Source organism: Bacteroidota bacterium, assembly GCA_013360915.1.
Lineage (GTDB): Bacteria > Bacteroidota > JABWAT01 > JABWAT01 > JABWAT01 > JABWAT01.
In genome coordinates, this window is record JABWAT010000028.1 from 1 (window position 1) to 22,325 (window position 22,325).

The 22,325-nt window shown below is 51.7% G+C and carries 25 protein-coding genes and 1 tRNA gene; 21 read left to right on the plus strand and 5 right to left on the minus strand.

The features are described 5' to 3' along the window. Positions 1-1,239, minus strand: a 1,239-nt coding sequence (locus tag HUU10_14995) for a DUF885 domain-containing protein (GenBank protein NUQ82909.1), incomplete at its 3' end; no start/stop codon positions are given. Between the two features lie 190 nt (positions 1,240-1,429). On the opposite strand from HUU10_14995, the gene HUU10_15000 reads away from it, so the two are divergent. The 21 genes from HUU10_15000 (at position 1,430) to HUU10_15100 (ending at position 19,578) form a co-directional block, all read left to right on the plus strand. After that, on the plus strand, positions 1,430-1,978 hold the full coding sequence (locus tag HUU10_15000) for a hypothetical protein (GenBank protein ID NUQ82910.1): 549 nt from the start codon (positions 1,430-1,432) through the stop codon (positions 1,976-1,978). Between the two features lie 133 nt (positions 1,979-2,111). Then, positions 2,112-2,468: an NADH-quinone oxidoreductase subunit A gene (gene ndhC / locus HUU10_15005; protein ID NUQ82911.1), complete on the plus strand. Its 357-nt coding sequence runs from the start codon at positions 2,112-2,114 to the stop codon at positions 2,466-2,468. Next, positions 2,459-2,938: an NADH-quinone oxidoreductase subunit B gene (locus tag HUU10_15010; protein NUQ82912.1), complete on the plus strand. Its 480-nt coding sequence runs from the start codon at positions 2,459-2,461 to the stop codon at positions 2,936-2,938. Before ndhC ends, HUU10_15010 begins: the two co-directional genes overlap by 10 nt. A 1-nt stretch (position 2,939) precedes the next feature. Beyond that, entirely contained in the window at positions 2,940-3,425 is a 486-nt protein-coding gene (locus HUU10_15015) for an NADH-quinone oxidoreductase subunit C (GenBank protein ID NUQ82913.1), read from the plus strand. Next, on the plus strand, positions 3,425-4,690 hold the full coding sequence (gene nuoD, locus HUU10_15020; GenBank protein NUQ82914.1) for an NADH dehydrogenase (quinone) subunit D: 1,266 nt from the start codon (positions 3,425-3,427) through the stop codon (positions 4,688-4,690). The genes HUU10_15015 and nuoD overlap by 1 nt, the downstream gene beginning before the upstream one ends. 97 nt (positions 4,691-4,787) lie before the next feature. Then, positions 4,788-5,264, plus strand: a complete 477-nt coding sequence (gene nuoE / locus HUU10_15025; GenBank protein ID NUQ82915.1) for an NADH-quinone oxidoreductase subunit NuoE — start codon at positions 4,788-4,790, stop codon at positions 5,262-5,264. Position 5,265: 1 nt separating this feature from the next. Beyond that, positions 5,266-6,567, plus strand: coding sequence for an NADH-quinone oxidoreductase subunit NuoF (gene nuoF, locus HUU10_15030; protein ID NUQ82916.1), 1,302 nt, complete (start codon positions 5,266-5,268; stop codon positions 6,565-6,567). Further along, positions 6,560-7,507, plus strand: coding sequence for a class I SAM-dependent methyltransferase (locus HUU10_15035; protein ID NUQ82917.1), 948 nt, complete (start codon positions 6,560-6,562; stop codon positions 7,505-7,507). Before nuoF ends, HUU10_15035 begins: the two co-directional genes overlap by 8 nt. Before the next feature lie 28 nt (positions 7,508-7,535). Next, positions 7,536-9,248 carry a (2Fe-2S)-binding protein gene (locus HUU10_15040; GenBank protein ID NUQ82918.1) on the plus strand — a complete coding sequence of 571 codons (1,713 nt, stop codon included), beginning with the start codon at positions 7,536-7,538 and terminating at the stop codon, positions 9,246-9,248. Continuing rightward, the gene (nuoH, locus tag HUU10_15045) at positions 9,245-10,258 is read left to right on the plus strand and encodes an NADH-quinone oxidoreductase subunit NuoH (protein NUQ82919.1); all 1,014 of its coding nucleotides are present in this window, start codon (positions 9,245-9,247) and stop codon (positions 10,256-10,258) included. The genes HUU10_15040 and nuoH overlap by 4 nt, the downstream gene beginning before the upstream one ends. 12 nt (positions 10,259-10,270) lie before the next feature. Beyond that, positions 10,271-10,861, plus strand: a complete 591-nt coding sequence (locus HUU10_15050) for a MarC family protein (protein ID NUQ82920.1) — start codon at positions 10,271-10,273, stop codon at positions 10,859-10,861. An 11-nt stretch (positions 10,862-10,872) separates the two neighbouring features. After that, a complete protein-coding gene (locus HUU10_15055; protein ID NUQ82921.1) occupies positions 10,873-11,394 on the plus strand; it encodes an NADH-quinone oxidoreductase subunit J in 522 nt (173 codons plus the stop codon). Then, positions 11,387-11,695, plus strand: a complete 309-nt coding sequence (gene nuoK, locus HUU10_15060) for an NADH-quinone oxidoreductase subunit NuoK (protein NUQ82922.1) — start codon at positions 11,387-11,389, stop codon at positions 11,693-11,695. The genes HUU10_15055 and nuoK overlap by 8 nt, the downstream gene beginning before the upstream one ends. A gap of 3 nt (positions 11,696-11,698) precedes the next feature. After that, the gene (gene nuoL / locus HUU10_15065; GenBank protein NUQ82923.1) at positions 11,699-13,606 is read left to right on the plus strand and encodes an NADH-quinone oxidoreductase subunit L; all 1,908 of its coding nucleotides are present in this window, start codon (positions 11,699-11,701) and stop codon (positions 13,604-13,606) included. A gap of 15 nt (positions 13,607-13,621) precedes the next feature. Further along, complete coding sequence (locus HUU10_15070) at positions 13,622-15,094, plus strand: NADH-quinone oxidoreductase subunit M (protein ID NUQ82924.1); 1,473 nt, start codon at positions 13,622-13,624, stop codon at positions 15,092-15,094. 16 nt (positions 15,095-15,110) lie between these two features. Next, positions 15,111-16,535 (plus strand): NADH-quinone oxidoreductase subunit N, encoded by a 1,425-nt coding sequence (locus tag HUU10_15075; GenBank protein ID NUQ82925.1) that lies wholly within the window; start codon positions 15,111-15,113, stop codon positions 16,533-16,535. A 13-nt stretch (positions 16,536-16,548) separates the two neighbouring features. Then, positions 16,549-18,087, plus strand: coding sequence for an NAD(P)H-hydrate dehydratase (locus HUU10_15080; protein ID NUQ82926.1), 1,539 nt, complete (start codon positions 16,549-16,551; stop codon positions 18,085-18,087). Continuing rightward, positions 18,080-18,493: a VanZ family protein gene (locus HUU10_15085; protein ID NUQ82927.1), complete on the plus strand. Its 414-nt coding sequence runs from the start codon at positions 18,080-18,082 to the stop codon at positions 18,491-18,493. The genes HUU10_15080 and HUU10_15085 overlap by 8 nt, the downstream gene beginning before the upstream one ends. After that, on the plus strand, positions 18,457-18,879 hold the full coding sequence (locus tag HUU10_15090; GenBank protein ID NUQ82928.1) for an acyl-CoA thioesterase: 423 nt from the start codon (positions 18,457-18,459) through the stop codon (positions 18,877-18,879). The genes HUU10_15085 and HUU10_15090 overlap by 37 nt, the downstream gene beginning before the upstream one ends. Positions 18,880-18,939: 60 nt before the next feature. Beyond that, positions 18,940-19,410 carry a hypothetical protein gene (locus HUU10_15095; GenBank protein NUQ82929.1) on the plus strand — a complete coding sequence of 157 codons (471 nt, stop codon included), beginning with the start codon at positions 18,940-18,942 and terminating at the stop codon, positions 19,408-19,410. A gap of 81 nt (positions 19,411-19,491) precedes the next feature. After that, positions 19,492-19,578, plus strand: a tRNA-Ser gene (locus tag HUU10_15100). Between the two features lie 302 nt (positions 19,579-19,880). Here the strand turns inward: HUU10_15100 and HUU10_15105 are convergent. The 4 genes from HUU10_15105 to HUU10_15120 all read right to left on the minus strand — a co-directional run. Next, positions 19,881-20,972: a hypothetical protein gene (locus tag HUU10_15105; GenBank protein NUQ82930.1), complete on the minus strand. Its 1,092-nt coding sequence runs from the start codon at positions 20,970-20,972 to the stop codon at positions 19,881-19,883. A 97-nt stretch (positions 20,973-21,069) separates the two neighbouring features. Beyond that, complete coding sequence (locus tag HUU10_15110; protein NUQ82931.1) at positions 21,070-21,438, minus strand: methylglyoxal synthase; 369 nt, start codon at positions 21,436-21,438, stop codon at positions 21,070-21,072. 78 nt (positions 21,439-21,516) lie between these two features. Next, entirely contained in the window at positions 21,517-21,738 is a 222-nt protein-coding gene (locus tag HUU10_15115; protein ID NUQ82932.1) for a hypothetical protein, read from the minus strand. 172 nt (positions 21,739-21,910) lie between these two features. Then, a partial coding sequence (locus HUU10_15120) for a T9SS type A sorting domain-containing protein (protein NUQ82933.1) occupies positions 21,911-22,325 on the minus strand: 415 nt, incomplete at its 5' end.

The following is a 22,325-nucleotide window of genomic DNA, read 5'->3' on the forward strand; positions in this document are numbered from 1 at the left end:
ATGTCCCGGCATGGCTTCATGAACCGTCAGGTTTCTGAGCATGTGGGTGTTGTATTCTCTGAAGTACGAGGTTACCCGGTCTGCGGTCCAGTCGGCGGGTGGCGGGGAGATGGCATAGAAGGTTTCTCCGTTTTTTTCAAGCGGGCCGGGGGAGTCACAATAAGCCACAGCCACTCCTCGCTGAAACTCGGGCATCACGATCAGTTTTACCGGCTCATCCGGTACGGTGATCAATCCGGCCTGTCTGACGAAAGCCGTGATGGAATCCAGATCGGCAGCGGCCTGAGCAACAATGGTTTCTGCAGTCGGACGATTGTCTGAAAGACGGTTCAGCACCGTGCGGATTACATTTTTTCGATCGGTCAGACTGCTGTCGGGGAACCAGGAGGCAAACAAGGGTCGGGCCGTGTCGAATAATTCATCCTGCGTTTTTCTGAGGTCGCTTTGGGCCGATGTCAGAATCGTTTCAGTTTCCAGATCCGATTCCAGTACATAGGAGAGCTTTCGGTTAAAGCGTTCCTTTCCGATCCGGAAATCGCCATTGGCTTGTGGCAAAAGGGTGGTGGTTAACCAATCCTGGTAGTCCTGCAGAGCAGCAATGGCGGCTTCCTGGGCTGGTTGGAGATCACCTGCCAGATCGGGCGCCTGCTCGATAAATGGAGTCAATCCTTCAGCAATGAGGGAGATCGATCCCTGATTCTGCCGGATCGCCGTATTGACAAAGACCACCGGTGGATTTTTCAGGTTCTCCCGGGCAGCGGTGAGCATTTCCGGAATGGCCTGCAACCGTGCCCTGACCGATTGGAGACGTTGGGGAAGCGGGGCAAATTCCCGTGACAGCAAAGGATAAATCAGATTCCCGGCATTGTAAATCAGCGGATTCCACGTGTGTTCTTTCAGCGTATCTGCCGAGAAAAGGAAATAGTTAAGCTGATTCAGGAGAATCTGGCGGTCCACACGGTTGGCTTCGTTGAGACCTGAGGGTGAAAGAGCCAGTATGCTGTCACGATAGGAAATGACCAACCGGCGTGAAGCCTGCAACCCGGCCTCCGAGTAATCGTTAATCCGGTGATCCCAGCGGTGATCGCCCAGGTAGGTGGCCAGTTCCGGATTCTGTTCCAGCCAGGCTTCCATCAAACGTGAACTGACAGAAACAAACTCACTGTCCTGCGAAGGCGCTCGCTGACAACCCATCAGGATCGGAATTATCAGGCTGGTAATGATAAATGAACGGATCATGGTGCATCCTTTGCAAAAACCGGATGATAACCATCCGGAAATCAACAGTCAATTGGTGCCAGAAGGCCCCGATGTTGCCGCAGGGCAGAGATTACATGTCTGAATGGATAGTTCATTATGTGGCCTGGAATGAATTTTTATGAAAAATTGGAAAAACGTACTTTTGACTTTAAATAATAAGGATATCCGTATGATTAAATGGTTGGTGGCTTTATTCCTTGCGTTGGTCAGCAAAGAAGTAAACGGGCAATTGTTAATCAGGTCGGGCACTAGTTTGTATTCAGGGTCGGCTTCCTATTCCTATGAAAAGGTGAAGGGGGTGGAAGATTATTCACGGATTTTTACCGATCTGACGGCTTCTTTTACCCGGATGAAATCAAATCAGACGGGATTTGGTTTCGCAGTCACTGCAGCTTATGAAAACCTGGAGGGCAAGGAGTTTTCAGGAGAAACATTGTATTTGCTTGCCGGACCGACTTTGAGGTATTATCTGACCCAACTTGCCTATTTCTCAACAGCAATAGAGGCTGGAATCAGCCAGAATACTGTGGATAAAATGACCCACCCCGTTAATACTGAGAGATTTCCGGTCTATTTCGATTTTGGCTTCGGGTATTCCTGGCCCATCAACAAAACTGTGGTTCTTGAGCCACAGTTACAGGCCTATTTTTTGGCCGATGAGGGTTTTGCTGACAGGTCTGGTATTCAATTGATCTTGGGTTTTACGATTGTAAACTGAGAAGTTACAGCCAGAGAAATGACACCATGAAGACCGGATTCTGGTTTCGATGGTGTCCGTTGCCGGTCCGGTTTGATTTTACACCCCCCCCTTGGTATCTTCGGGCTTCATTTTTTACCTCGGTGACCGCTACATGATTGAACAGTATTTACCGGTCTTTTTCCTCATCTTCCTCGCCGTCAGTTTCGGCGTGGTTTCCCTGATCGCCACAAACTTCATTGGCCCGAAACGGCCCAATAAAGTCAAGAACTCGCCCTACGAAAGTGGGATGGAACCGGTTGGAACCGCTCATGAACGGTTCTCGGTTAAGTACTACATGGTGGCGATGATCTTTGTGGTCTTCGATGTTGAAATTCTGTTCATGTATCCGTGGGCGGTTCAGTTTGATGCCCTCGGCCTCTTCGCCCTGATCGAAATGATCATTTTCATCGCGCTGTTGTTTGTGGGGTATTTTTATATCATCAGAAAGGGAGTGTTGGAATGGGAGTAGAAAGCGCGTTCGGCGAAGGATATATCACCACCACGGTGGATGCACTGGCCAACTGGGCCAGAAAAAATGCCGTTTGGCCCATGCCCATGGGTCTTTCCTGCTGCGGTATTGAACTGATGGCTTTTGCAGGTCCACGGTATGACGTGGCCCGTTTCGGTTCAGAAGTGTTCCGGTTTTCACCCCGTCAGGCCGATCTGTTGCTCGTTGCCGGCACCTGTACCTATAAAATGAGCAAGGTAGTCAGGAAAATCTGGGATCAGATGCCCGACCCTAAATGGTGTATCGCCATGGGTGCCTGCGCATCTACCGGCGGCATGTTCCGCTCCTATCCGGTCACACAGGGAATTGATGAATTCATTCCGGTCGATGTTTACGTTCCCGGATGCCCGCCCCGTCCCGATGCCGTGATCAATGCACTGATGCAGATTCAGGAAAAAATCGGACAGCACTCGGTGCTGATGGATCGGTAATATGACGTTTGAGCAAGCCATGGATGCCTTCCGGACTGCCTTTTCCGGTTCCATCCTCCGTGAAGAAACACATCGCGGTGAACTGACTTTTTATTTTAAAAAAACCGATGTGCCGGCTGTTTGCCGCTATCTGCGCGATCAGACCGGTTTCAACTTTATCACCGATTGCCTAGGAACGGACCGGTTTACCGATGAAGAACGGTATGAGGTTATTTATCACCTCAGAAACCTCACTCAGGCCTGGTTTCTCCGTCTGGTCACCCGCGTGGACGAATCGGATCTGACCTGTCCGACGGTATCCGATATATGGCCGGCTGCCAACTGGATGGAGCGCGAAGTATTTGATATGTACGGTGTCACGTTTACCGGTCATCCCGATCTGCGTCGCATGTACATGCCCCAGGATTTTGAATATTACCCCCTCCGGAAAGAATTCCCGCTGATCGGAATCGAAGGATCGATTCCCCTTCCTTCCGGCGGCCACTGATGGAATCAACCATGAGCCAGCCCAAAACCACCGATGAGCTGCTTCGGCTGCTCGAAGACGAACACACGTTTGTAACGCTTGAAGGCAGCGATCCGCTCGAATCCGAAATGGTCATCAACATGGGTCCCTCCCATCCGGCCACTCACGGGGTGCTGCGTATCGTTCTGAAAATGAATGGGGAAACCATCACACGGGCCATTCCGGAATTGGGTTACCTGCACCGGGCCATGGAAAAACTGGCCGAAAACAAATCCTATCATGAGTTCATGCCTTATACCGACCGGCTGGATTACATGATGCCTTATTCGAACAATGTGGCACTCTGCCTGGCCGTGGAAAAAGCGGCTGCCATCGAAGTCCCCGAACGGGCCCAATGGATCCGGACCATGATGTGCGAAATGGCCCGGATCTCGAGCCACCTGCTCTGGCTGGGAACCATGATCATGGATACCGGCGCACTGACCGTGTTCCTTCATACCTTCAGGGAGCGGGAGCGGATTTACGACATTTTCGATTTGCTGACGGGGGCACGATTTACCGTGTCTCATTCCCGTATCGGCGGACTGGCCTCTGATATCTCGCCCGAAACCATTCAGGCCATCAAAACCTTTATCAAACAGTTCCCGGCTCATGTTCAATCATGGGAAAAACTGCTGAACCGTAACAAAATTTTCCTTCAGCGGACCGCCGGAATCGGTTATATTGATGGTCCGACTGCAACAGGAATTGGTCTGACCGGACCCAATCTGAGAGCATCGGGTGTAAACTGGGACCTGCGCAAAACGCATCCCTATCTCAAGTATACCGACGTCAACTTTGATGTTCCCCTCAGCAATGAAGGCGACTCGCTGGCCCGTTATGAAGTCAGAATGAAAGAGTTTTACGAGTCGGTCCGCATCGTCGAACAATGTCTCGATAAACTGACCACCCCCGGTCCGGTTCGTGCCGATTATGCCAAGCAGGTTTACCCCTGGAAATCAGAGGTTTACCACACCATGGAAGGCCTGATCCACGACTTTATGCTGACCGATTGGGGAGTCTGTCCCGAAAAAGGACAGGTGTATCAGGCCATCGAGTCATCCAAGGGCGAATTGGGATTTTTCATTCAAAGCGATGGAACCGGTCATCCCTGGCGCCTGAAAATCCGCAGTCCGAGTTTTGTGAATCTGCAATCTCTTCCTATTCTGCTTGAAGGGTCGCAGATGGCAGATACCGTGGTCATTATCGGATCTCTGGATCCGGTGATGGGCGAAGCGGATAAGTAAGGGGAAAAAGCCAGTAACCAGTAGCCAGTAGCCAGTAGCCAGAAGCCAGAAGCCAGAAGCCAGTTGACCAATCACTAATCACCAATCACCAAGTGTAATGTTTCAGTTCACAGCAGAAAATTTAAAACGGATCGAGGCGGAGCGGAAGAAATATCCCACTGCAGATTCAGCGGTTATGCCGGTTCTATGGATTGCCCACGAACAAAACGGAAATTGGATCTCCGGTGAGGCCATTCAGGCCGTTGCTGACGTTCTGGCCATTCCGGTTGCCAACGTGTATGGTGTGGTTTCTTTCTATACCATGTACAACAAACAACCGGTTGGGAAATATCACCTTCAGGTTTGTGCGAATGTTTCCTGCAGCCTGAATGGGGCCCGGTCCATCCTTCATCACCTGGAAACCGAACTGAAAGTGAAACACGGCGAAACCACGGCTGATCAGCTGTTTACGGTTTCAGAAGTGGAATGTCTGGGATCCTGCGGAACAGCCCCGGCCATGCAGGTCAATGATGATTATGTGGAAAACCTGACCATCCAGAAAGTGGATGCGTTACTGAAAGAGTTGGGACGGTAAGATGGGTTTACTCGATAATTACGAAAAGGTGCTTCTTCCCGATATCAAAGACCTTCATAAACTCGCGGTCTATGAAGAACATGGTGGCTATTCCGGATTTAAAAAAGCGCTGGAACAAACACCCGATGATGTGATTAATGAAGTGAAAAAGTCGGGTCTGCGCGGTCGCGGCGGAGCAGGCTTTCCTACCGGAATGAAATGGAGTTTCATGCCGAAGGGGGATAAGGTTCGCTATCTGGCCTGTAATGGTGATGAAGGCGAACCAGGTACATTCAAAGACCGCCAGATTTTTGAGTTTAATCCCCATCTGTTTATTGAAGGAACCCTGATCGCCTGTTATGCCATGCAGATCCAGGTGGCCTATGTGTACATCCGTGGTGAGTATGTAAAATGGATCAACATCCTTCAGAAAGCTTTGGATGAAGCCTATGCAAAGGGATATGTAGGCAAGCAGATTCTCGGTAAGAATTTTTCAACTGAAATCGTCATTCACCGGGGTGCCGGCGCTTATATCTGCGGCGAAGAATCCTCGCTGATGAATTCACTCGAAGGCAAACGCCCGTATCCGCGGATTAAGCCACCGTTCCCGGCTCAGGTTGGTTTGTGGGGACAGCCCACCACCATCAACAATATCGAAACATTGTCCTGCGCCGCTGTCATCATGCGGAAAGGTGCAGACTGGTTTTCAAAAGTAGGTGCAGAAAAACACCCGGGACCTGTTCTGTACGGTATTTCAGGTCATGTGAACAAACCGGGTGTGTATGAAGGTCCGACCGGATTGCCGTTAAAGGATCTGATTTTTGACGTTGCCGGCGGAATCCGGGGAGGGAAGAAACTGAAAGCCGTGATTCCGGGTGGATCATCCACACCGATTCTCACCCCTGAAATGGTCGATAAAGCCACCATGGATGCCGATGGCCTCCGTACAGTGGGATCCATGATGGGAACGGCCGGAATCATTGTCATGGATGAAGACACCGATCTGGTCGAGGTGCTTCACACCCTCACGAAATTTTATCATCATGAATCCTGCGGCCAGTGCACACCCTGCCGGGAAGGCACCGGATGGCTCGAAAAAGTCGTGGGCAAATTTGCCGCCCGCACAGCCACCAGTCAGGATTATGATCTGCTTCTTAAAATCTGCGGGCAGATGGAAGGAAGAACGGTTTGTGCGCTGGCCGATGCCGCCGCCTGGCCGGTCAGAAACACCATTACCCGTTTTAAATCTGAGTTTGAAGCCCGGATGGTCGGTTCACCCACTGCCGGGTGGGAGTATTCCATGAAGGCGGTTTCGGGTGTTTAATCTGGTCACGCGCCAGGATTTCTTTGACATCGCTGTTAAAATTGAACGCAAAGGATTCTCACTTCCGCGGTTTGGCGTGAAAAACCAGATCAGAAGAAAGTGGAATTCAGAGTCGTCTGCCGCCGGAAGTTTCTGGGATTTCCCCTGGCTGGAAGGTTTGTGGAACCGGGAAATAACCGGTGATGAATCTGCCGGATACCGGGAGTGGTTAGCAAAAACCTTTTGCCCTGATCAGTCTGACGCCCTGTCGGTGGGTTGCGGAGATGGATCTGCAGAGGAAAAATGGTTTCGGACCGGACAGTTTCACCGGGTAACCGGTCTGGATATTGCCGATGAAAGAATCCGTAAGGCCAGAGACCGTTTTAATAACCTGAACCCCGGTTTGCAATTCGTAACCGGCGATTTTCTGACGGATCCGGTTGATGACTATCAGGTTCTGATTTTTGAACATGCCTTTCATCACCTGTTCCCGATGGATAAGGTCATCAGGAAAGTTAAGGAGGCTCTTCAGCCGGGCAAACAGGTTCTCATGATTGACTATTTCGGCCCGGATCGGTTTCAGTGGGAAAAGGAGTTGCTTCAGGAAGCCAATGAGGTGCTTGCCTCCTGGCCGGATGAGTGGAAACGGATTCCCGGTACCACACGAACAAAAAACCGGATAGGTTCTCCCGGGTTGCTCAGGATGCGGTGGTCCGATCCGTCGGAAGCAGCAGAATCAGCAGGTAGTCTCCAGAAATTGCGTGCCAATTTTAACATCAGATTCGAAAAAGTGATCAGCGGTACCTTGCTGCATGTGGTTTTTAAGGACATCGCCGGAAATTTTATGTCGGAAGAAACCAGACCTGCGGTTCTGGAAGTGTTGAACAGGGAAAAGAAATTGATAGAATCCGGACGGGTAAACGGCCATTTCAGAGCCCTCGTCATTGAAGGCCGACAGTAGTCCATTGACAGGATGAATTGATACAGATATGAAAATTATTATTGATCAGGTAGAACATCAGGTTGAAGGAAAACCCACCATTCTCGAGGCGGCTGCCCGGGTCGGTGTGGAAATCCCTCATTTCTGTTACCACCCCGGACTTTCCATTTCGGGTAACTGCCGCATGTGTCTGGTGGAAGCCGGTACACCGAAGATGGGTCCGAACGGACCCGAACTGGATGCCGACGGAAAGCCCGTCATCATGTGGATGCCCAAACCCATTACCTCCTGTTCCACGCCTGCCAGTGAAGGCATGGTGGTCCGGACTCATAAAACCTCTAAGGTGATTGAAGATGCCCAGAAAGGGGTTCTTGAGTTTATCCTCATAAACCACCCCCTCGACTGTCCCATCTGCGATCAGGCGGGTGAATGTCCCCTGCAGGAAAATACATTCAAATACGGTCCGGAAGGATCCCGTTTCGAGTTCGAAAAGAACCACAAACCCAAACGCGTTGAACTGGGCCCGAACGTGGTGTTCGATGCGGAACGCTGCATCAATTGCACCCGGTGTGTCCGGTTCTGTGATGAAGTGGCCAAAGCGCCTCAGTTGACGGTCATTGAGCGGGGAGATCATAACTACATTGCCACGTTCCCCGGAAAGGAACTCGATAATCCGTACTCGATGAATGTCATCGATATCTGTCCGGTCGGGGCCCTGACCAGCAAGCACTTCCGGTTCAAAGCCAGAGTCTGGGAAATGTCAGAAACCGATTCGGTCTGCACCGGCTGTGCCAGAGGTTGTAACACCAAGACCTGGGTGAAAAACAATGAAATTCTGCGGGTGACCCCACGCGAAAATCCGCAGGTCAATCAGTGGTGGATGTGCGATGAAGGTCGCCTGAATATTAAGTGGATGAATGAAAACCGGGTCAGCGGTCCGCATCGGGTTGCTTCCGGTTCCAGAACATCCCTGACCTGGGAAGATGCCAGAACAAGCTTATCTGCTGCGATATCTGCAAACGCTGCTAAAACAGCGGTGGTGGTATCGCCTTATGCAACTCTCGAAGATTCCTTTGCTGCCATTCAGACATTCAGACAGGCTGGTGTGACCCGGTTTGCCCGGTACCGTCATGAAAAGGGCAGTGATGACCATCTGCTGATCCGGGCGGATAAGACGCCCAATCAGACAGCCCTCGATCTGCTCGAACCGCTTGCAGGAACCTACCTGTCACCGGCTCAGCTTGCCAGTGCCATTGAATCGGGTGACATTGCCACTCTGGTGGTGATCGAGGAAAATCCGTTTGCAAACGGACTGACCGCTGCGCACCGATCAAAACTGAGTCAGGTCATTTCATTCAGCTACAACTGGGATGAAACCGCCTCGGTGGCCGATCTGGTATTCCCGGCAGCCGTGGTGGCCGAAACATCGGGCACCTTCATCAATGCACAGGGAATTGCTCAGCGTGTGAAACCATCAAAAACCGTTACCCATCAGAACCGGACGCTTATGCGTGAAACCGGCCTTTCCCGCTGGGACAAACATGCGTGGAAACATGACAAATGGGCCAAACCGGTGAATGTGGTAGATGCAAAACCGACCTGGGAAATCCTGTCAGGATTGAACGGGGAACCTGTGTTCCAATCGCCCGATGCCATTCTGAAAATGGCTTCTGGTCTGATTCCTTCACTCAAAGGATTGTCTCACGGCACCATGGGAACAACAGGTGTGAAAATTCAAACCGGAGAGGTTATTAAATCATGACCCTTACCCTGACCGGACATCTGATTCTGGCCCTGTGCATTTTCGGGTCTTTGTTTCTGTTCGTTGCCTACTCGGTATATGCCGAACGTAAAGTCTCGGCCCGGATCCAGAACCGGATCGGTCCCGATCGGGTCGGACCGTGGGGACTGCTTCAGCCTTTTGCCGACATTCTGAAACTTCTGTTCAAAGAAGAAATTATTGCCGATCAGGCCAGTAAAATCGTTCATACCCTGGCCCCCGGCATTGCCGTAATCATGGCCTTTATCATTTATGCCATGATCCCCATTGCAGACGGGCTCTACATCGCCGATGTGAATATCGGAATTCTCTATGTGCTGGGTGCTACTTCCATTGGCGTGTACGGTGTCACCCTGGCCGGCTGGTCTTCGAACAGCAAATACTCCCTTCTGGGATCCATGCGGGCTTCTGCTCAGATGATTTCCTATGAACTGACCATGGGACTGGCCATCATCGGCATCATTCTGATCGGTGGGTCCCTGTCGGTGGTCGATATTGTGAAGGCTCAAACCGACAATCCGCTGTACTGGAATATTGTACTTCAGCCGGTGGGTTTTATTCTGTTTCTCACAGCCTCCTTTGCTGAAACCAACCGTCTGCCCTTCGATTTACCCGAATCGGAACAGGAATTGGTCGGAGGTTTCCATACCGAATATTCATCCATGCGGTTTGCCCTGTTCTTTTTCGCCGAATACACCCACCTCGTCGTCGCCAGTTCCATGCTGGCAACCCTGTATCTGGGTGGCTATCAGATTCCGTTCGGATCACTCTGGCTGGATGGGGCCCCGGCATGGCTGGTGGCAGCTCTTCAGGTGCTCACGTTTATCCTGAAAATGTGTTTCTTCATTTTCGTGTTCATCTGGGTCCGCTGGACGCTTCCGCGGTTTAAATGGAATCACCTGATGGAACTGGGTTGGAAGTATCTGTTGCCGATCGGACTGATCAATGTGGTGGTGACCGCCATTGTGCTGCTCATCATCCGGTCCCTGTAAAGCAGGTGAAACGTGTCCCTTGAAGTACTGTATCAGGCCTTTATTCCCTTATTTGTCGCATTCGATGCACCGGGAATCATCCCGATCTTCATTTCGCTGACAACGGGAATGACCCTGAAGGAAAAGCGCAAACTGGGGACACAATCCACCTTAACCGCGCTGGCTGTTTGTGTCATTATTCTGCTGGCCGGGAAACTGGTCTTTTCCATCATGGGAATCACGGTGGATGACCTCAGAATCGGCGGTGGAATTATTCTGATTGTTCTGGCCATTTACGATCTGGTTTTTTCGTCTGAAGAACGGAAAAACAGCAACATCACCGTCGGGGTTGTGCCCATCGGGGTGCCTCTGATCGCAGGACCGACTGCCATTACCACGCTGTTGGTTTTGAATGATAGTTACGGGTGGATGGCCACCACCATCAGCCTGGTTCTGAATATGATCATTGTGTTCTTTGTATTCTATTATTCAGATTATGTCACCCGGTTTATGGGCCGGTCAGGTTCTCATGCTTTTGCAAAGGTGATGAATCTGTTTCTGGCCGCCATTGCTGTTCACATGATAACCACTGGAATCGTCAATATCGTCAACCAGCACAGTTGACAGGATTAACCATGATTTTTGATATCGTCATCTACACTGTTGTCTTTCTTGCCATCGCATCGGGTATTCTGGTGGTCACCGGGAAAAGTCCGGTTACCAGTGCCCTCGCGCTGGTTTTTAACTTTTTCTGCATCGCGTTTCTTTACCTGCTGATGGAGGCCCAGTTCCTTGCAGCCATTCAGGTGATTGTCTACGCCGGGGCCATTATGGTCCTCTTCCTTTTCGTCATCATGCTGCTGAATCTTCAGGAAGATATCACGCTTCTCGAAAGCTTTGACCTGAAGAAGGGACTGATGGTCCTGATAGCGGCCGGTTTCCTGCTGCAGGTTCTGTACATCCTGAGTCTCCAGTTGCCCGGATGGTCTTCCTCTCCCGTTGCAGGTCAGGATTTCCCCGATCTTGGTACGGCAGAAGCCATCGGAAAGGCCCTTTTTACCCGTTTTGTATTCCCTTTTGAAATGATCACAGTGGTTCTGCTTGCAGCGGTTGTCGGTGCAGTGGTTCTTGCCAGAAAAAAGGTTGAAAATGATTAATCAACACCTGGATACCATTATCCTGCTCTCCGGGGTCCTGTTTACCATCGGGGTGCTCGGGGTTCTTACCCGGAAAAATGCCATTACCATTTTTATGAGCGTCGAACTCATGCTGAATTCGGTCAATTTGGCATTGATTGCCTTTTCCAGACTGCACAATGATGTCACCGGTCAGATGCTGGTCATCTTTGTGATGGCCATTGCCGCAGCCGAGGTGGCCGTCGGTCTGGCCATTGTCATTTCCATCTTCCGGAACCGGCAAACGGCTAATGTTAACGAAATTAATCTGCTTCGGTGGTAAATCATGGATAGCTCGCTTTTTTATCTGGTTATTCTGACACCCCTGGCCGGGTTCCTTATCAACGGGGCGTTGGGTCTTTTCAATGTGGCCGGCTGGCGTTCTGACAGCCGCAAATCGCTGGTGGGTTGGCTGGGTTCTATTGCGGTTCTGATCCCGTTTCTGGTTCTGCTTTCCATTTTTATGGGCATGTCTGCCGGTGAAGTGGCCATTGTAAAATACTACGATTGGTTTACAGCAGGTCCTCTCTCGGTGCCGGTGGCTTACCAGATTGACAGTCTCTCGGTTCTGATGGGCCTGATGGTCACCGGCGTGGGATTTCTTATTCACGTTTACTCCATCGGTTATATGCACCATGATGAAGGTTTCTGGCGGTTCTTTACCTACCTGAACCTGTTCATCTTTTCCATGCTCAATCTGGTTTTCGCCGATAACCTGGTGCTCCTGTTCCTTGGTTGGGAAGGCGTCGGTCTGTGCTCCTACCTGCTCATCGGGTTCTGGTACCAGCATGCGTTTGCCAATGACGCAGCCATTAAGGCCTTCGTCATGAACCGGATCGGTGATCTGGCCTTTCTGATCGGGATGTTCCTGCTGTTCAGTGAAATCGGAAGTCTTCAGTTTACCTCGATTAATGACTGGGCCCGTTCGGTCGGAGCCATGAATACCGAAACCGTGTTCTGGGCCGGACTTTTCCTGTTTATCGGGGCAACTGGTAAATCCGCACAGATTCCCCTTTATACCTGGCTTCCCGATGCCATGGCCGGACCCACTCCCGTTTCTGCACTGATCCATGCCGCAACCATGGTCACGGCAGGCGTTTATCTGGTTGCCCGTCTGAGTCCGCTGGTGAGTCTCTCTGCTGAACTGATGGGGATTATTGCGGTGATTGGTGCGTTAACGGCCATTTTTGCCGCCACCATTGGCCTGTTCCAGAATGATATCAAGAAAATTCTGGCCTACTCCACAGTGTCCCAACTGGGATATATGTTTCTGGCCGCCGGAGTCGGAGCATTCCCCATTGCCATTTTTCACGTGTTTACCCACGCCTTTTTCAAAGCCTGCCTCTTTCTTGGATCGGGATCGGTCATTCACGCCATGCACGATGAACAGGATATTACCCGGATGGGCGGACTGCGGAAATACCTGCCGCACACCTATATCACCTTTATGATTGCAACGCTCGCGCTGGCCGGATTCCCGCTGACGGCCGGATTTTTCTCGAAAGATGAAATTCTGGCCCGGGTGTTTGCATCAGGAAGTCCGGGACTGTATGCCGTCGCTCTGTTCGGAGCCCTGCTGACAGCCGTTTACATGATGCGTCTGACCAGCCTCACCTTTGGCGGATCTTACCGCGGATCGGTCAGCCATCCGCATGAATCACCGGCCCTGATGACCATTCCCTTATGGATCCTGGCAGCAGGTAGTCTGGTTGTGGGTTTTCTGGGCCTTCCGCCCGTCATTACCGATCATAACTGGATCTCTGCCTGGTTGGGTCCGTCCATGGTGGTGCAGGAAGTTCATCTGTCTCATGCCACCGAATGGATTCTCATCGGTGTCGGCTCACTGGTGGCCATCGGGGGTCTGCTGACCGGCTGGCTGGTTTATTCACGTAACCTGTCCTTCGCCGATCGGATGAAATCGACTTTCCCTGGACTCCATACCCTGATTGCCAATAAGTATTATGTGGATGAATGGTTAGATCGTCTGGTTGTTAAACCGTACACCATTCTGTCGGCTTCGGTTTGGGCAAAAGCAGAAGAACGGGTGCTGTATCCCGTCCTGACCCTGACTGCCCGTGTCTCGGGTTCGGTGGGAGAACTGGTCCGGTTTGTTCAGACCGGTTACATTCCCACCTATGTGGTTTATTTCATTCTCGGTGTGGCCGGCGTGATCGGTTACCTGGTTTACCTGTAAGGAGAGCCTTTTGCTGTGAGTCTCTATCCGTTATTTCTCATTGGAATTCCGCTGGCTGGTGCCGTTCTGCTTGCACTGCCGGTCTGGAAAAACCTGCATGTGGCCCGGGCAACGGGAGCCGCTGTTTCATCGGTTCTTTTCCTGGCCGTCATTGGGCTTCTGGCTCAGTTCGATGTGACCATTCCCCAGTCCCAGTTTACCTGGAGTGCCCCGTGGCTGCCTCAGTATAATCTCTCCGTGTCGCTGGGTGTGACGGGCCTGTCGGCGCTTCTGGTATTTCTCACCGCCCTGATCGCGGTGGCTGTCACCGTTGCAACCATCAACCGCAACCGCACGGAAAGTCGGTGGCTGACGGTACATCTCTTGTTGTTAACCGCCTTTCTGATGGGCGTTTTTCTTTCACGGGACATGGTCAGTTTCTATATCTTCTGGGAGGCAACCCTGATTCCCATGTTTTTCCTCATTGGAATCTGGGGTGGGGAAAACCGGGTGACCGCCAACCTGACCTTTTTCATTTTCACCCTGGCTGGTTCTCTGCTGCTGCTGGTGGCCATCCTTTTCCTGGCGACCACGGCCGGACAGGTTCTTACTAACGGAGGATCGGCGTTTGTGACCGATTTTGATTCGGTCAGTCTGCTGGTTAACGAAATCGGCATTCCGGTCTGGGTCTTCTGGTTCGTCTTTATCGCCTTTGGTATCAAGGCAGCCATGTTTCCCCTGCACATGTGGCTTCCTCAGACCTATCCGCAAACTCCCATTCCAGCCCTGGTGTTTCTGTCGGGGGTAATGGCCAAAATGGGAACGTACGGCATGATTCTCTTCGGCTACGGATTCATGCGGCCGGTTCTGACCACCGAATCGACCCTGATCGCTGTGTTTGCCATGACTGGTATTCTCTACGCGGCCTGGATTGCCTACACGCGTAAGTCCCTGATGGATGTCGTTGTCTTTTCAAGTATGAGCCACATGGGATTCATCATTCTCGGTCTGTCGGCTGGTACGATCATCGGTTTGCAGGGCGCCGCTATTCAGATGGTGAATCATGGGGTCAGTACCGGTGCCATCTTTCTTCTGATTGGTATGATGGAAAACCGTTCCTCCCATTGGAATCAGTGGAGTGGGGTCGGATCTCAGGCCCCTGTACTGGCCACCGTTTTTATGATTGCCATGCTCTCCTCCATCGGATTACCAGGATTGAACGGATTTATCGGCGAGTTCAATATTCTGCTGGGAAGCTTCAATTCTCCCTGGCTGCCTTCCTGGATTGCGGCCGCATCTGCCATTGGCGTGGTTCTGGCGGCTGCCTATATGCTGCTGCCTTACCGCAACCTGTTTTTTGGCCAACCTGCCCAAGGTCAGCTGGTAAATGACCTCACCGTTTCTGAAGCGGCAGGTCTGGTTCCCCTGATGATCATGATGGTCTGGATCGGAATCGCCCCGGGAGCCATCCTGCAGGTATCACTCGCAACCCTGAACGCTTTGTTGTAAAACCGGATTTTCTGATATGACTATACCCGATCAACTGCTTTCTGATTCCATCCGGCTGCTGCCACTGTTTGTGGTGGTGATCACCGGTCTGGTTCAGATGATTCTGGCCACCACACGTCTGAGTCCGGTGACCGTTACTCTGGTCAGCCTTGCCGGCTATCTGATAGCCGCGATTTTGCTTGCCACCGGCGGAATGCCAACCGGTGACCTGTTTAACGGATTTGTCCGGATTGAATCCATCGGTTGGGTGGGTTCCTGGGTGGTGCTGCTCATTGCCTGTCTCCATACTCTGATTGTTTCCCGTTCCGGATCGACCTATTCAGTGAAGACAGCCGATTTCCTGGCCCTTCAGGCGTTTGCAGTGGCAGGAATGCTCATGCTCATCTGGTCGGGCGATCTGATTACCGTCTTTATCGGCGTGGAAACCATGAGCATCCCGTTCTATGTGATGGCCGGTATTAACCGGAAGGACATTCGGAGCAATGAAGCGGCCATGAAATATTTTCTGATCGGTGCCTTTGCCGGCGGATTTTTACTCTATGGCATTGCTCTTATTTACGGTGCCACCGGTTCCACCTCACTTACGGTCATCCGTGAGTTTCTGGAGAATGGACAAGCTGGCCTGTTGTACTGGCTTGGACTGGCGCTTGTTCTGGTCGGATTCCTCTTTAAAATCAGCGGTGTTCCCTTTCATTTCTGGGCTCCCGATGTGTATCAGGGTGCACCATCGGCCTCTTCTGCATTTCTTGCAACGGCAGGAAAGGTGGCTTCATTCACCGGATTGGCAGTCATCGGTCTTAAACTGGCTCCGCCGCTTTCCGATAAATGGATCGGGATTCTGGCCGTGGTTTCCGGGCTGTCCATGATTGCCGGAAACCTGACTGCGTTACCACAATCTTCCATCAAGCGCATGCTTGGCTTTTCATCTGTTGCCCATGCCGGTTACATCCTGCTCGGGTTTTTATCTCAATCGGGAAGTGGTTTTCAGGCCGTCGGCTACTATCTGCTGGTCTATGCGGTGACCAATTTTGCTGCCTTCGCTGTGGTCATGTTGCTCGAAACCGATTCCAAAGGTCTGTCAGTCGATGGGGCCCGCGGATTGGGTTACCGGCGCCCGCTTGAATCGGCAATTCTGGCCATCACCATGTTTTCACTGCTTGGATTGCCTCCTCTGGGCGGATTTGTCGGGAAATACCTCATTTTCATCGATGCCTGGCAGGCCGGGTATTACTCACTTGTCATACTTGCTGTTATTACCAGTATCATCAGTGCCGGTTTCTACCTGAAGGTTGTGGTGGCGCTGTATCAGCCGGTCGATACCAGCCGTGAACCGATTCATGGGTCGCTCGCCCTCGTCAGCGTCTGTCTGGCTGTCGTTATTATCCTGGTAACGGGCATCTGGCCGGCATGGCCATCCGGACTGCTCCTGTCGGCCTGGTAAAATGGACCCTGTTGTGACCGCGGCGGTCATGCGCGAGCTTGACCGTCAGACCATCGAAGTCATTGGAATCCCCGATCTGGTTCTGATGGAAAATGCCGGTCGCGGTGCGGCCGACTTTATCCAGGATCAGCATGAAGACCTGAAAATGCCTTCCGTCATCATTTTCTGCGGAAAGGGAAATAACGGCGGGGACGGACTGGTGATCGCCAGAGAATTGGGTAACCGCGGCTGGAAGGTTGTCGTCATCCTCCTGTTTCCCAATGACCAGTTATCGGTTAGTGCCAGAAAACAATACGACATTTTAAAACATCTTACCGAAAACGATCCCGACCTCGAAATTTCCATTACTGAAATCGCTGATTCGGCCCGTATCTGGGAATTGCAGCCTGCTGATGTCTGTGTCGATGCCATTCTGGGCACCGGAGCCACCGGGGCCGACCTGCCGCCCCTTCTGTTCAGCGCCGTTGAATGGATGAATGCCAGCCCTTCTGCCACTTATTCCATCGATATTCCCACCGGATTGAATTCTGATACCGGCCATGTGGCCAATACCTGCGTTGATGCCGATGTAACCATTGCGCTCGGTGCTATGAAACAGGGATTTTTCGTGAATGAAGGCCCACTGCATGTGGGAGACCTTCATGTGGTCGATATCGGCATTCCGTTCCGGCTGATGAATCAGACCCGGGTCGGATTGAATGATGCAGAAGATGTGCGCGATTTCTTTCCTGCCAGAAACCGGATCATGCATAAGTATCAGGCCGGACACGTGGTCATTCTCGCCGGATCTGTGGGGATGCACGGTGCGGCGGTGCTTGCAGCCCGGGCTGTTCTTAAAACCGGAGCCGGAATTGTCACCATTCTGACATCGCCAGGCGCCTATCCCGCTGTTGCCTCACTGGTCACCGATGCACTGGTGTATCCGGTTGAATGGTCATCGGCCGCCTTTGAAAATCCGGTTATCGCCGAACGCATTGCCAAAGCCGATGTGATTGTTATTGGTCCCGGCCTGGGCCGTGAACCGGATACCATCCAGTTCATCCGGGAATTTATTGCGGAAATTGAAGTGCCGGTGGTGCTCGATGCCGATGGCCTCTTTGCCGTTTCGGAAAGTCTCGACTTTCTGTCACGGGTTCCTGCACCACTGATCCTGACCCCCCATGCTGGCGAACTCTGCCGGTTGCTGGGAATTGATAAAGACGTGCTGCTGGCCGATCCGGTAGGAGTGGTCAGAGAAGCAGCCGGGAAACTGGATCATATTCTGGTGCTGAAAGGACCTCATACCCTGATTGCCCTTCCCGATGGGTATGTGATCATCAATCCAACCGGCAATTCCGGACTGGCCACGGCCGGATCGGGTGATGTGCTCAGCGGCATGGTAGCTGGTCTGATTGCTCAGGGATCCTACCCGGAAGATGCCGCGGCCGATGCGGTTTATCTGCATGGCCTTGCAGCCGATCTGGCTGTCAGTGAAACCACCGAATATGGACTGACGGCTTCCATGCTGGTCGAGTTTATCCCCATTGCCATTCAGGAATTGCTGAGTGAATAGTCCGGGCTTTCTGAAAGGGTCGGCCATCGGGTACATGTGCCTGATTTTCTTCCTGTCTTCCATTCCGGGAAAGACACTGACGCCGATTTTTGAATTATCAGCCGATAAACTGATTCATCTGGCCGAGTATTGGGGGCTGGGATTCCTGCTCCTCAGATGGTGGTCGGGAACCACGCTGGGTCAGAAGCGGATCCGGTTGTATCTGGTTGTGTTGCTCTTCGGCATGTTCTTCGCTTTCGTGGATGAAACCTGGCAGGGATTCATTCCGGGCCGAAGCAAAGATCCGCTGGACTTTCTGGCCGATACCACCGGTATTATCATTTCCATACTTATTTTTCATTTTGCATCACATTTTGGCTCTCTTCAAAAATGGATACGCCCAAACCAGTCATCAGCCACATCATAACCTGGGAAACCACGGTTGAATCCTGGCAGCTCGATTTCTACCAGCATGTCAACAACGCCGTTTACCTGAACTATCTCGAATCGGCCCGGGTCTGGTTTCTGACCGATTCCGGTATTGATTTTCAGTCGTTTCTGAACCAGCCGGCCATGCCCGTGGTCGCGTCGGTCAGAATGGATTTTAAAAAACCGGCTTATATGGGTGACCGGCTCAGGGTCCGTACCTGGATCAGCCATAAGAAACGGGTATCGGTGACGTTTTCCTACGAGATTCTGAATCAGGCCGGTGAGCTGATTCATGAGGCCGATACGGTGCTGGTCTTTGTCGATCCGGCGTCCAAACGGGCAGCCCCCATTCCACCGGACTATCAGAAACTGATAAAGGAATGATGACTTTTTACCCAGCGGAAGGACGATGAGATGAAAGGGATGCGTATTGGAAGGCTGTTCTTGGCAGCCCTGTTTGTGGTGGCTGGTTGTTCGGCTCCTCAGCCGGTAGTTCAGACCGGAACGGCCCCGAAACCCGTCGCATTCCGGTTTCATCTGGAAAGCCTGACCGGTGAGATCAAATCGGATACGCTGGTTTGCGAATTCATGGGGAAGAATGATGTGGTGATTCTCGATCCCGATGTTCATTTTACCACCACCGACATTGAAAGCATGACCGCCACGAAGAAGAGTGACGGTGTCTATCAGGTGGCGGTGTTTCTGAAGGATTCCAACAAAACGAAGCTCATCGAACTGTCCCGACTGAAGCCGGCCCGTAAACTGGCCCTATGGTGGGATGGCATCATCGTGGACCGGATCGCTTTTGCGAAAACCTACAAGTCGGCCAGGATCATCCTGGACCGCCCGATTCCCGAAGAATGGGTCATGGCCTGGAAGTCCGGATTGCCCGGGGTGACCGTTACCATCAAGTGAGACGGTGGATTTTTAACGGATCAGGTTGATATCGGCTGACTGATTTAAGAACTTTGCAATTCGCTTAAACAGCCCACAGCCGGAGAGGTGGCAGAGTGGTTGAATGCGGCGGTCTCGAAAACCGTTATGCCCGCAAGGGCATCGGGGGTTCGAATCCCCCCCTCTCCGCAATCAGAACCCGCAAGTTATTGTTTTACAATGAGTTGCGGGTTTTTTGTTTTTGGGGGTGGGAGAAACGGTACCGTTCTGCCTGCTTCCGAAACCGCATTCCTGCCTTTTTTCCTTTAAGCCACTGTCTTAGCCGGAAAAATTGAAGGAACATGCTTGAAAAAACGTTCTACCGTTCTCGGTCGGTAAGGATTCAAATTTCGTCCAATTTCATAGTCGACTATAATATTAGACGAAAATGACCACGATTCAAGAAGTAGGGGGGATAAAACAGTTAATTTATTTTTGCCCGCCTGGTTCACTTAGAACAGGCTAATCCCGGCCACATACCCAAATCCAAATCGGTACCAGGCGTTGTTGACCTTATCCTGATAGTCGGTGCCGCTGGTGACCCGTTCTCCGGTGCGATTTGCATCGCCGTAGGCGTTGAAGGTTACGCCGCCAGACAGTCGCAGCCAGTCGGTTACTTTAAACTCGGTGATCAACTGGTTTTTAACCAGAAACCGCAGGTCAGAATCCCAGAATTGCTTGAAGCTGACTTTTGAGGCGGAGAGTTCGTACCCGATATCCACCCAGGAAAAGGGTTTACGGAAACTCACACCGGCCCCAACAATCACCGGTTTGTTTTCCAGCGCCCCGTTAAATCCAAGGTGGTAAACCAGTTGAAAACGTTCACTGCCCGTCCGGTATTGAAATTGCTGAATGCCCGATTCCGTCCGGATGGTTTCCAGATTATTGCGCCCGTTTTTACTGTAATTGATCAGCCCGATGGCCACGCCATCATTGGTTTCCGCCATGTTGACCAATCCGACCTGCCCCTTTTCTGCCACACTGGCAATGTTGATAAATCCCATCTGAAATCCGATGGAGGAATCACTCACATTCACCAGTCCGGTTTGACCGCCATCACCAATGACCGCCGAGTTAACGGCACCCAACTGCCAGCCATTCATGATCAGGGCGTCATTCAGTCCGGCAGAAGCCTGAATGCCATGCAGGGTTCCTTCGGTAGAATTGTATATAAGGGAGGATTGAATGCCGGTAAAGGAATTGCCGGCTTCTGAACTCAGGGTGGAGAGCTGAATTCCGGTGCTGTTTTCTCTGACGTAACCAGAAATCAGCGACAGTTGTGCTTTCCTCGTTTTAAAATCGTCGGCCACCGACAGGTTCAGGGAGTAGTCGTTGATGGTTTTTCCGTATGCCGGATTGGTTCCGATTCCCGGTCCGATGGAAAATTGAAAGGGGGTCAGGGAAACGAGGTGGTTGCCTGCAATCAGACTTGTTTTTGGAAGGGGGGTGGCAGACCGCGCTTTTGAAAGTGGGAGCGGTTCAATGGTCTGGGCCTGAACAAGTGCAGACGTAAGCAGAAAGGAAACAAGGAAGACTGTTTTCATCGCGGGCTCCTGTGATCTGATGGTAAGTACAGGAGCCTTTTACGAAGAAGAATTAAAAACGTTTCATAAAGATCGGTTTGTCTGGTTTTGCCAGCATCTACCTTTCCAGCCCCTTCACCAGCAGCTCCGCTGTGGCAATGTTCGAGGCAAGCGGGACATCGTGAACGTTGCAGACCCGCATGAGCATCAGAATGTCAGGGTCGTGCGGGTGTTTATCGAGCGGATCCACAATGAAAACCACGCCGTGAACCTTCTTTTGCACCACCAGCGCTGCGATCTCAGCATCACCCCCATACGGACCCGAGGCAAGCTGGGTGACTTTCAATCCGCACTTATCACGCAGTAACTGACCGGTCGATCGGGTGGCGACCAGTTCATATCCATCCAAAAAGGTTTTATTCTTCATGGCAAAGGCCACGATATCGGCCTTTTTTCCATCATGGGCGACGAGGGCAAGGGTTTTCATTGGGCTGATCCTGATTGACGATTGGTAAATGTACAATCAGGATCCGGCCAGACCAATTCAGCGGGGAAGGGAAGCTGTTCAGACTAAACGGCTGGTGATACGGATATCTTCCAGAGACGACCGGTAGTCGGCACACAGGGCCGATTTATGCGCCCTGAAATAGAAATACGGTTTCATGGACAGATAGTAATCACCCTGAAAATCAGTTGGTTTGTCCTTCAGCAAGTTGGCCTGTGAACAGCAGACAAACCCACCGCCGCAATCGGCTGCTTTTTCACAGGAGGAACAAGTTTTGGTCATGGGGTACCTCGGTGTTGGAATCCATACAAAGGTATCGGTTTATCTACGGATGCTGCTGTGTGTAAAGTCACATGAAAGCGCTTTTTTGCCTGCTTGTGAAAAGGATCACGTGCAAAAAAAAAGCCGGCCCCGGAATAACCCGGAACCGGCTTTTCACACCTGAGAAAATCGGTTATTTCATCAGCGTCATTTTGCGGATCTGAACACCGGTCGAGGAGTGCAGCTGGTACACATACACACCCGATGGCAGGTCACTGGCCTGGAATTCGACGGTGTGATAGCCCTTCTCGATGGTTTCATTGATCAGAGTCCGGACCAGGCGACCCAACATGTCATAGACTTCAAGTCTGACATGATCGGATTCCGGCAGGTAGTAACCAATCGTGGAAGTCGGGTTGAACGGATTCGGATAGTTCTGGAACAGAACCAGTTTTTCCTCATCAACTGTCCCTTCGGTGATTTCATCTTTTCCGGCCGGCTGACTGGCGTACCAGGTACCGCTCTTGTACCATCCTTCATTGGTACGGCTCAGGTTGGCAGTCTGGCTGGCGCCGTTGTTCGAGAAGATGATGCTGGCGGTGTTGGTG